This is a genomic window from Amycolatopsis sp. (genome assembly GCF_035276945.1).
Taxonomy (GTDB): Bacteria; Actinomycetota; Actinomycetes; order Mycobacteriales; family Pseudonocardiaceae; genus Amycolatopsis_E.
Genome location: NZ_DATELF010000133.1, coordinates 1 through 9,460 on the forward strand (window position 1 = coordinate 1; position 9,460 = coordinate 9,460).

The 9,460-nt window shown below is 68.4% G+C and carries 10 protein-coding genes and 1 pseudogene; 5 read left to right on the plus strand and 6 right to left on the minus strand.

Annotated features, from left to right (window positions below):
- Positions 1-585: acyl carrier protein (locus tag VJT49_RS23510; RefSeq protein WP_324167070.1), on the plus strand; the 585-nt coding region annotated here is incomplete at its 5' end.
- The gene (locus VJT49_RS23515; RefSeq protein WP_324167071.1) at positions 582-2,078 is read left to right on the plus strand and encodes an FAD-dependent oxidoreductase; all 1,497 of its coding nucleotides are present in this window, start codon (positions 582-584) and stop codon (positions 2,076-2,078) included. The genes VJT49_RS23510 and VJT49_RS23515, both read left to right, overlap by 4 nt.
- Here the strand turns inward: VJT49_RS23515 and VJT49_RS23520 are convergent.
- Both VJT49_RS23520 and VJT49_RS23525 read right to left on the minus strand, forming a co-directional pair.
- On the minus strand, positions 2,040-2,285 hold the full coding sequence (locus tag VJT49_RS23520; RefSeq protein WP_324167072.1) for a hypothetical protein: 246 nt from the start codon (positions 2,283-2,285) through the stop codon (positions 2,040-2,042). The two genes, VJT49_RS23515 and VJT49_RS23520, sit on opposite strands and share 39 nt — an antisense overlap.
- A 523-nt stretch (positions 2,286-2,808) precedes the next feature.
- Positions 2,809-3,006, minus strand: a complete 198-nt coding sequence (locus tag VJT49_RS23525; protein WP_324167073.1) for a hypothetical protein — start codon at positions 3,004-3,006, stop codon at positions 2,809-2,811.
- A 476-nt stretch (positions 3,007-3,482) separates the two neighbouring features.
- Between VJT49_RS23525 and VJT49_RS23530 the strand changes: the two genes are divergently transcribed.
- The 3 genes from VJT49_RS23530 (at position 3,483) to VJT49_RS23540 (ending at position 5,231) form a co-directional block, all read left to right on the plus strand.
- A complete protein-coding gene (locus tag VJT49_RS23530; protein WP_324167074.1) occupies positions 3,483-4,016 on the plus strand; it encodes a hypothetical protein in 534 nt (177 codons plus the stop codon).
- Between the two features lie 194 nt (positions 4,017-4,210).
- A complete protein-coding gene (locus VJT49_RS23535) occupies positions 4,211-4,801 on the plus strand; it encodes a restriction endonuclease (protein ID WP_324167075.1) in 591 nt (196 codons plus the stop codon).
- Complete coding sequence (locus VJT49_RS23540) at positions 4,755-5,231, plus strand: hypothetical protein (protein WP_324167076.1); 477 nt, start codon at positions 4,755-4,757, stop codon at positions 5,229-5,231. Before VJT49_RS23535 ends, VJT49_RS23540 begins: the two co-directional genes overlap by 47 nt.
- Positions 5,232-5,384: 153 nt before the next feature.
- On the opposite strand, the pseudogene VJT49_RS23545 reads toward VJT49_RS23540, so the two are convergent.
- The 4 genes and pseudogenes from VJT49_RS23545 to VJT49_RS23560 all read right to left on the minus strand — a co-directional run.
- Positions 5,385-6,183 (minus strand): annotated as a pseudogene (locus tag VJT49_RS23545) (zinc-binding dehydrogenase).
- 42 nt (positions 6,184-6,225) lie between these two features.
- Positions 6,226-6,783, minus strand: a complete 558-nt coding sequence (locus VJT49_RS23550) for a hypothetical protein (protein ID WP_324167077.1) — start codon at positions 6,781-6,783, stop codon at positions 6,226-6,228.
- Positions 6,780-7,565 carry an arylamine N-acetyltransferase family protein gene (locus tag VJT49_RS23555; RefSeq protein WP_324167078.1) on the minus strand — a complete coding sequence of 262 codons (786 nt, stop codon included), beginning with the start codon at positions 7,563-7,565 and terminating at the stop codon, positions 6,780-6,782. Before VJT49_RS23555 ends, VJT49_RS23550 begins: the two co-directional genes overlap by 4 nt.
- A gap of 31 nt (positions 7,566-7,596) precedes the next feature.
- On the minus strand, positions 7,597-9,460 hold a 1,864-nt coding region (locus VJT49_RS23560; protein WP_324167079.1), incomplete at its 5' end, for a beta-ketoacyl reductase.

The following is a 9,460-nucleotide window of genomic DNA, read 5'->3' on the forward strand; positions in this document are numbered from 1 at the left end:
CACAAACCACAAAACCAGCGCCTGCACACCGGACTCGCCAAACTCTGGACCACCGGAATACCCATCCGCTGGACCGAACTACTCCCCCCAGGCACCGCCGAACTACCCACCTACCCCTTCCAACACACCCGGTACTGGCTGCACTCCAGCACCCCGCAGGTCGACGACGTGCTGGCCGACGCACTCCGCAACGAGGACCTGGACAAGGTCACCAAACTGCTGGGCATCGCCACCCCCGAGCAGCGCGAGGCGCTGGCCTCGGTGCTGCCCGCCTTCGCCACCTGGCACGGGCGCGAGGAACCTCAGGAGGTCCCGTCCCCGGTGCTGGAGCTGGACCGCGCCGGGCTGCTGGACCTGATCACTCGCCAGACCGCGGACGTGCTCGGCGACGACTTCACCGAGCAGCCCAGCCCGGACCGCAGCCTGCTCGACCTCGGCCTGTCCTCCTTCTCCCTGCTGGAACTGCGCAACCGGCTGGTCACCGCGACCGGCCTGATGCTGCCCACCTCGGCGCTGCTCGAACACCCCACCCTCGATCAGCTCGCCACGCACCTCACCGCACTGCTCGAAGGAGGCACCCGGTGACCGGGACCGCACAGGTGATCGTCGTGGGAGCGGGTCCGGCCGGCCTGATGCTCGCCGCGGAACTGCGCCTGGGCGGCGTGGACGTGACCGTGCTCGAAGCCGCACCGCACCCGGCCGGGCAGTCCCGCGCACCAGGCGTGTACGCCCGCACCATCGAGGTCTGGCGGCAGCGCGGCATCCTGGATCGCTTCCCGGACAAGCGCTTCGGACGGATGAGCCACTTCGCGCTGTTGCCCGTCGCACTGGACCTGAGCACGCCGGGCACCGAGGACGCGGTCCTGCTGATGCCGCAGGCGCGCATGGAGCAGGTCCTCGCCGAATGGGCCGAGTCCCTGGGCGCGCGGATCCTGCGCTCGCGCACCGTGAAGGGCCTCGCCCAGGACGAGCACGGTGTTACCGTCACCGCGCGCCGCGCCGACGGGACGGCCGAGCATTTGCGGACTGACTACCTCGTCGGCTGCGACGGCGGCCGCAGCAGCGTGCGCAGGCTGTGCGGGTTCGACTTCCCCGGCACTCCGGCCACCACCGAGGTCCTGCTCGCCGACATGGCCGGCCTGCCAGCCGACCTGCCGGTACTCAAGGGCCGCCCGTTTCCCCACCACCGCAGCGAGCACGGCTGGCTGGCCATGTCCGTGGTCACACTGTCCGACGACCGGCCCGGCCTGGTCCGCATCATCGCCGGCGAGTTCGACCGGCCCCCGGCCCGCCGTCCGGAACCCCCGGCTTTCGACGAGGTGTGTCATGTGGTCAAAAACATCTCCGGCCTCGACATCTCCAGCGCCGAACCGGTGTGGCTGAGCAGTTTCGGCAACGGCACCCGGCAGGTCACCGAGTACCGGCGCGGCCGGGTGCTGCTGGCGGGCGATGCGGCGCACGTGCACCCGCCCTTCGGCGGCCAGGGCCTCAACCTCGGCATCCAGGACGCGGTGAACCTGGGTTGGAAGCTCGCCGCCGAGGTCACCGGCCGCGCCCCGCAGGGACTGCTCGACACCTACCACGCCGAACGGCAGCCGGTCGCCGCCCGCGTGTTGCTCAACACCCGTGCCCAGGACGCGCTCATGCGCGGTGGCCCGGAGGTGGAGTCCCTGCGCACCGTCGTCACCGAACTCCTGCGCACCCCCGAGGCCAACCGGCGCATGTCCGACGAGCTGAGCGCGGTCGCGGTGCACTACCCCCTCGGCGAGGGCGAGCTCGTCGGCCGACGCGTGCCGCCGGTTGAGCTGCGGCTAGCCGAAGGCACCTCGGCAAACACGCTCGACCTGCTCCACGACGCCCGGGGTGTCCTGCTCGACCTCGGCGCGGATCTGGCCCACCACGCCGCGCCATGGGCCGGGCGGGTGCACCAGGTGCGCGCCACCGGGGCCTTCCCCGGCCAGGCCGCACTGCTGATCCGCCCGGACGGACACGTCGCCTGGTCCACACCACACCGCGAACCCGCGGGCCTGGCCGAGGCCCTACACCGCTGGTTCGGCGAACCCGGCACTGACCGCTAGGTTCGGGCTTTTCAGTGCCTGCTCGGACGCGTTGTTGGTCCAGGGCACGGAAAACACCGTGGTGAACAACCAAACCTGGTCGGCTTTGTCGGATAGTCGTGTGGCGAGGACATAGCCGAGGCGGCTGCCTTTGTGCCAGTCGCGCAGCCGGTTGCTGGTCTCGCCCCGGGCGACGGCTTTGTCGTAGCGGCCCCGGAGCCGGGCCAACAGGTCGGGATCAACCTGGTCGGCTCCGGCGGCCTGGGCGGCTCGCTCCGCTGCGGGCGCTGCGTCTTGACCCCACCAGGCCCGGCACCCCCTGACCCCAAACCAGGAAAGGAAGGCGGAAAAATGCAGGTCACACCCTCAAAGCCACTAGCCCGACACGCTCGGCTTGACATACCCGTTCCATCTCGGACGGCGGGCCTCCCCATGACGGGAAATGGACACGGCCCACCTCCCGTGAATCGAGGTCAGATCGGCCGAAAGACCGTCCACGGCCACCACCCCCCAGGCCACGGTCCGGATTTCGGCCGGCCCAGTGCCACCTCAGCACCGCACCGTAGGACCAGCCCACCAGAAGCGGCAAGTCCATATCCCTCGCCTTGAAAACGGCATCGATGTCTCGGATGCACACCTCGAACGAATAGCCCGCCGAGCGCTTGGAATTGCTGGCGGGCGCGCTCGTCATAGGTGACGTGCCGGTAGTCGCTGCCGAGGTCGGCACGCGTTGCCAGTGCGACTGGTCGGCCTACGGGCCGTTGAGGTAGTGGCTCAGGAGCGGCGGATGGTGATGTCGCCGTGGGAGGTGCCCCCCGCGCATCTCGACGGTCTCCTCGGATCCGGACCGGCCGGCGGTGTCCAGGTCGATGCCGTCCAGCACGGTCTTGTCGTGGTACGCCTTTCGCAGCCTCGACGCCGCGATCGCTGACCTGATCACGGCAGCCACGACAGGCAAAGTAACCTTGATCCGCGCAACGATCGCCTCCGCGAGGGCCTTTTCCCCCGACATCTTCGTTGGCGACCACGTCGGCTATGTCGCGGCTGACCTGGCCTGAAGCTCGCGAGGTCGGGTGCTCGCGGCATCCCCTCGGTCCGTGGCGTCTTGGCCTGCCTTTCACTGCACCGGGCGAGGGCGCCGTCCTCGACCGCAACCCGCCCCGCGACCTGGGCGCGTTGTTCCGCGCGGCTTCTCTTGCGCTTCGGCGACAGCCTGGAACGCCGCACAGGCATGTGCGGACGTTCGCCAAGCTACCGTCCGATTGATCGTCGGAGTTCGCCCATGGCCGTGTTGGAGGAGACGAGTGGGGACGTTCGGAGCATGCAACGCGTGCTGTGCAAGGAGATTCCCTGGATCCGTTGCGGCAGAACGGTGTTGGCTCCCCGCAATGCACTCGTGCCGCCGACAGTGGCAGGCTACGGTCCGTGAACCCAATCGTCGCACAGGTCCTGACCATCGCGGGTGTCCTGCTGGGCTCCGCCGCCACGTTCATCGCGACCACCACAATCGAGCGGATCCGCTGGCGGCGCACGCAGTCCACGCGATGGGACGACAAGCGCCTGATGGCCTACACCGAGTACGCAAACGCTGTGAAGCGCTCGGTCCGGCTATGCCGACGCATCGCCGAGACCAGGAACCTGCTCACCACGGGCCAGCCCATCGACCTCGACGCCGCGTTCGCCGAGTTGGCCGAAGCCGAGACGGAGCGGGCCCTGAAATGGGAAACCGTTCTGCTGCTCGGGGATCCCGCCACGATCTCCGCCGCCCGAGCCTGGCACGAGCAAGTATGGCGACTCGAACGCATCCTGCACGAAGACAGCCCCGACAAAACATCATTCATCGACGCCTACAAGAACACCATGCGGCTCCGCAACGACTTCTACGCCTGCGCCCGGGCCGACCTCGACGTCACCAGCGGCACATTGCCCGAACTCACCTGGAGCTCGCTTGAACCCTAGATCACGGCCTCCCAACAGCGTCGATCGCCGACCGAACAGTGCCGAGCTACCGGTCAGCGGCCGAAGCGGATGTTTGCACAGGTACAGGTACGTCTTCGTGTGCGCTGCGCGTCGCTTCGATAGCCAGCTTCTGTCGATCCTGTTGACAGCTCGGGAGCGGGCGAGAGGTGTGACAAGCCACGAAGCTATGACTCGTGAGAGCACTCGACCAACTTCGGAACCCACACCGTGATGATCCTCCTGCGTCCCCAAGTGGTCGTCGACTCGCCGCGTCGACCCTGTCGTTCATCCAAGGACTCGATGCGGTCGCGACACTAGACTCGCGGCCGGATCTGATGCGGATGTCCGCAACGAACTTCGAGCACCTGGTCCGCCAGTTGTTCGAGGCGCAAGGCAGCCTGGACGGCTGGACCACGACGCAGAGCAATGACGACGGCGTGGATGCGGTCATCACCAACAAGACGTCGATCGTCGGCGGACTCGCCATTGTCCAGGCGAAGCGCCACAGCATCGCCGTCGGCATCAACCACATCCGCGAGTTGGCCGGCGCCAACGAAGAAAAGAATGCGGGCAACGGAATCCTCGTCACCACCTCCTGGTTCACCCCGAAATGCTGGGAGAAGGCCAGGGAGCACGGGCGGATGGAGCTGATCGACGGCGAGCGCCTGGCCTACCTGATCTGTTCTCGGCTACGACGTCTTCAATCCCGCAGAGGTCGTTTCGGAGTTCACCGCCGACGTGGGTACGAAAAAGGGAGAGAAGATCGACTACGCGATCGCTCATGACGGTCGGGTCCAGGTCCTGGTCGAGGTGAAGATCAATGATCCGCTCCGCATCGAGCACGCCTCCCAACTGTTCCGCTATTTCGCGGTCACCAACGCGATGATCGCGATCCTCACCAATGGGGAGACGTACGAGTTCTACACCGATCTTGACGCGCCTAACCGGATGGACGTTAAACCGTTCTTGGTGCTGAACCTCTCCGACGTCGACGAGACGCTGCTTCCGGAACTGGCCAAACTGACTAAGGAAACCTTGACCGGGCACGGTGTCCGTGGTGGCAAGGCCATGATCGTGACGCTTCGCCACCGGCTCATCCGCGTCCCCGCCCGCCTGGTCCATCACGCCGGCCAGCTCATCCTCAGACCCCCACCCGGACCCGACCTGCTCGCCGAAATCCTCGCCATACTCCGGAAAATCCCCACGATGCCCTGACCACCCGGCCCCCCGAACCCTGACCAAGGACCCCGAACACCACCCACCCGGCCAACAACCGGGCCGCCACCATGCCCACACCCACCACACACCCACCACGAGATCAACACCAGCGGCCGAAGATCGGCTCAATCCGCTAATCCCGGTTTCGGGTCAGACGACTGCCATCTCCCGCCTGAACGCGTTGATACGGCCAAGGTGGCGTTCGCGTTTGTGCTCGTCCCGCACGAGGCACAGGACGTTGACCTTGCCCTGGTGCCCGTTGCGATGCACGTCGAGCGCGGCCTGCCCGGTCTCCTCCAGCGCGTAGGACTTCGACAGGGTCGGGTGGATGAGCCCTTTGTCGATCAGCCTGTTGGCCTCCCAGGACTCGCGGTAGTTCGCGAAATGGGAGCCGACGATGCGCTTGAGGTTCATCCACAGATAGCGGTTGTCGAACTGGTGCGTGTATCCCGACGTGGACGCACAGGTCACGATCGTGCCGCCCTTTGCGAGCCGCGTACACCGAGGCCCCGAACGTCTCCCGGCCAGGGTGCTCGAACACGATGTCCGGGTCGTCGCCACCGGTCAGCTCCCGGATCCGGTCGCCGAAACGCTGCCATTCCTTGGGATTCTGGGAGTTTTCGTCCTTCCAGAACCGGTAGTCCTCCGCGCTGCGGTCGATGACCAGCTCGGCGCCCAGCCTGTGGCAGATCTCCGCCTTTTCCGGGCTGGACACCACGCAGACCGGGATCGCGCCGCCGTTGAGCGCGTACTCCGGTGCCGGGACCTCCTCGACGTGCAGCGATTTCCGCGGGTCCTTCTCCGCCCTGGGGATGCCCTCGAACATCGCGGTCTCGTCGGCGTGGACCGTCACGCCGCGATAGCTTTCCGGCACCCTCAGCCCGGCCAGCTCGCCCGGTTCCCCGGTCAGGATGGTCTGCTGGATCTCCTCAAGTCTTCCGTTCGGCACGGCTTTCCTTTCTTCGGTGATCCGGCTCACGACCGGCGAGATTCACGTCAGGAGGCCCGCATCGGCCTCGTCGTCCTCGCTGCTGGTCCGCGTGTCCGCACGCCACCAGCCGTTCCCGTTCGCCGGCGGCTCCTTGGCCGCGGAGTCGAGGGGGTTCCGCCCCGGGCTGCTCAGCCATTCGCGCAGCGCCTCCGCCCACCAGGCCGTGTCGACGACCCAGTCGAGCGCCGGTTGCGCCTCCGGATCCACCTGCCCCGCTCGCACCCGCGCCAGCTCCTCGGTCCACTCGGCGATCGCCGGCCCAAACACGGCCTCCGGGTCGGCGAGGCCGAGCGCCTCGCCGATGGCGGGCCAGCCGAGTCCCTCGGCCCGCGCCGCCACGACGGCGCGTTCGACGTAGCGGGACGCCAGTTCGGTCAGTGCTCGCCCAGCGCGCAGCGCGGCGAGATCGGCTTCGTGCGGCCAGTAGTGTTCCGGGACCACCGCGTGCCGCGCGCAGACGGCGACCTTCCAGGCGGCCTTCGCGGCAGCGACTTTGGCGTGCAGCGCAGGGGGAAACCCGTCGAACTCTGGCGCGTCGTCGCGCGGCTCGCCAGTCACGGGGCGTCACCGGTCCCGGACAGGATCGTGTCGAGCGTCTTCTCGAAGTCCGCGGGATCGACCAGCGCTCGCATCGACTCGTGGCCGTCCTCGACCTCCAGATACCTCTTGCCGACGAGCAGCCTGTGCCCGTTGCTGGACGAGCGGGCGCGAATGACCGCGTTCGCGAGCACCGTGCCCTCCGTGTACTCGCGCATCCGCCTCGCGAGCCCCTGCCAGTCCTCGACCCGGCGCCCCTGCGGCGTGAACCGGTAGACCGCACGCCACTGGCCGGTGCGGCTCCGGCGGTACAGCGTCTGCCAGCCCGCTTGTTCCACCACCTTGTACCGGCAGCCGTACTGGTGCTGCACGGTGGAGTTCAGCCGCAGCGGGTCCAGATAGGACGGACCCGAGAACCCGACATCCGCCAGCCACAGGCCGTCTCCTACCGACACGCCGGTGAACATGTGGGACAGGTCTGGGGAGAACGAGCCGTCCTCCTGCCGCACGCCGGCCGCGATGATCCGCGTTTCGAAGCCGAGCTCGCGGAGCAGGCGGTCGAACAGCGGGTTGAGCTCGAAGCAGATGCCACCGGACCCGTTCCGCACGATCTTGTCGAACGTCACGTCGATGTCGACGTCGGCGATGTTGGCGGGCAGCTCCCCGTCGGCGCTCCCGAACTTCGTGTTGTCGTAGGGGATCGTCATCAGGTGGAGCTTGTGCAGCTGCCGCAAGGTTTCCGGGGTGGCCGTCCGCGGGCCCGCGTAGCGGAGGCGTTCCAGGTACGCGTCCGTATCAAACATTCGTCTGCCCTTCGTGGGGACGTCGGCGTTGTCAGGCCGTCGCCGCTGTCATGGCGCGGAGGCGCTCGACGACGCTCGCGCGAACGTCGGCGTCGGCGATCGCCGAGATGCTCGCTTCCAGCTTGTCCATCTCCTCGAACAGCGCCCGTGGTTCGATCCCGGGCGCGGCCGGAACCTCCGTCTCCGGGACGGTCCGCGGGTCCAGCCCCGCCATGAGGTGGTCGGTGAGCGCCGCAGGGGTCGGGTGCTCGAACACCGCGGCGGCGGTGAGCCGCACCTCCGTGGCCGCCCCCAGCTGGTTGCGCAGCTCGACGGCGGTCAGCGAGTCGAAGCCCATCTCCCAGAAGTCCTGGTCCGGCTCGATGGCGGCCGCACCCGCGTGCCCGAGGACCAGAGCCGAGACCTCCCGGACCAGTTCGAGGATCATCTCCCGCTGCTCGGCCGCCGGCCTCCCGGCAAGCTTCCGCAGCAACGGCTCGGCGGTCGCGGCGCGGCTTTCGGCGCCCCGCCTCGCCGTTCGGATGAGGGCACGCAGCAGATGTGGTACCGCGTCGCCGCCCATCGACCGCGGGAGGTGCACCGGGACCAGCAGGGCCTCGGGCAAACGCAGCCCGGCGTCGAAGAGCGCCACTCCCTCGGCCGTGGACAGGGCACGAAAACCCTTGCGCGCCATGCGATCGCGGTCCGAGTCGCTGACGCGGTCGGCCATCCCGTCGGCCTGGTCCCACGCTCCCCACGCCAGGGACACGGCCGGGAGCCCCTGAGCACGGCGCAGGTGCGCCAGCCCGTCGAGGAACGCGTTCGCCGCGGCATAGTTGGCCTGGCCGGGGCTGCCGACGATGCCCGCCGCCGAGGAGAACAGCACGAACGCCGACAGGTCCAGGTGCTTCGTCAGTTCGTGGAGATGCCACGCCGCCTCGGCCTTGGGCCGGAAGACGGTCTCGATCCGCTCCGGGTTCAGCGCGTCGAGGACGCCGTCGTCGATCGCGCCGGCGGCGTGCACGACGGCGGTCAGCGGGTACTCGGCGGAGATGAGCGCGAAAGCGTTTTCCAGCTCGGCCCGGTCGGACACGTCGCACCGTGCGATGGTGACCTGCGCGCTTTGTGCCTCCAGCTCCTTCGCGAGTTCGGACGCTCCGGCGGCGTCCGGCCCGCTCCTGCTGACCAGGAGGAGATGGCGGATATCGTGTTCCGCCACCAGATGGCGGGCGATGGTCGCACTGAGGCCGCCGGTGCCGCCGGTGATCAGCACTGTGCCGTCGGGATCCAGCGGGCGGTTTTGATGGTCGTCGTCCACGGTTCGGCGGACCAATCGGGGCACCGTCACGGCTCCCGAGCGCACGGCGGCCTGAGGCTCACCCGAGGCCACGACGGCGGCGACCTGAGCACGCGAGGACTCCACGTCGTCGACGTCCACCACAACGATCCGATCCGGGTTCTCCGACTGCGCCGACCGGACGAGCCCCCACACCGCGGCAGCGGCCGGGTCGGTGAGCTCGGCGCTGTCGTTGACGGCGATGGCGCCGCTGGTGAGCACGACGAGCCGCGCCGCATCCGACTGCGGCTCGTCGAGCCAGCTCTGGAGCTGTTCGAGAACCGTGGCAGTGACGGTCCGCGCCTCGGTCGCTCTCCCGGCACCCCCGGTGAGGTCGACGACTGTCCACTGTGCTGGGTTGGCGTTCGCTTCGGGAAGTGTGGCGGGCACCCAGTCGACGCCGTGCATCAAGTCCCGGGCGCCCCGGCCGGCCGATCGCAGCTCTTCGGGGTTGTGGGTGCGGAGGGTGATGGTGTCGATGGTGGCGACGGGGTTTCCGGTGGGGTCGGTGGTGTGGAGGGTGAGGGTGGTGGGGCTGGTGGGGGTGAGTCGCACGCGCAGGGTTGTTGCCGCGGTGGTG

Coding starts and splice junctions, on each gene's coding strand:
- VJT49_RS23555 (WP_324167078.1), bottom strand. CDS start 7,565: ATGTTTGATACGGACGCGTACCTGGAACGCCTCCGCTACGCGGGCCCG.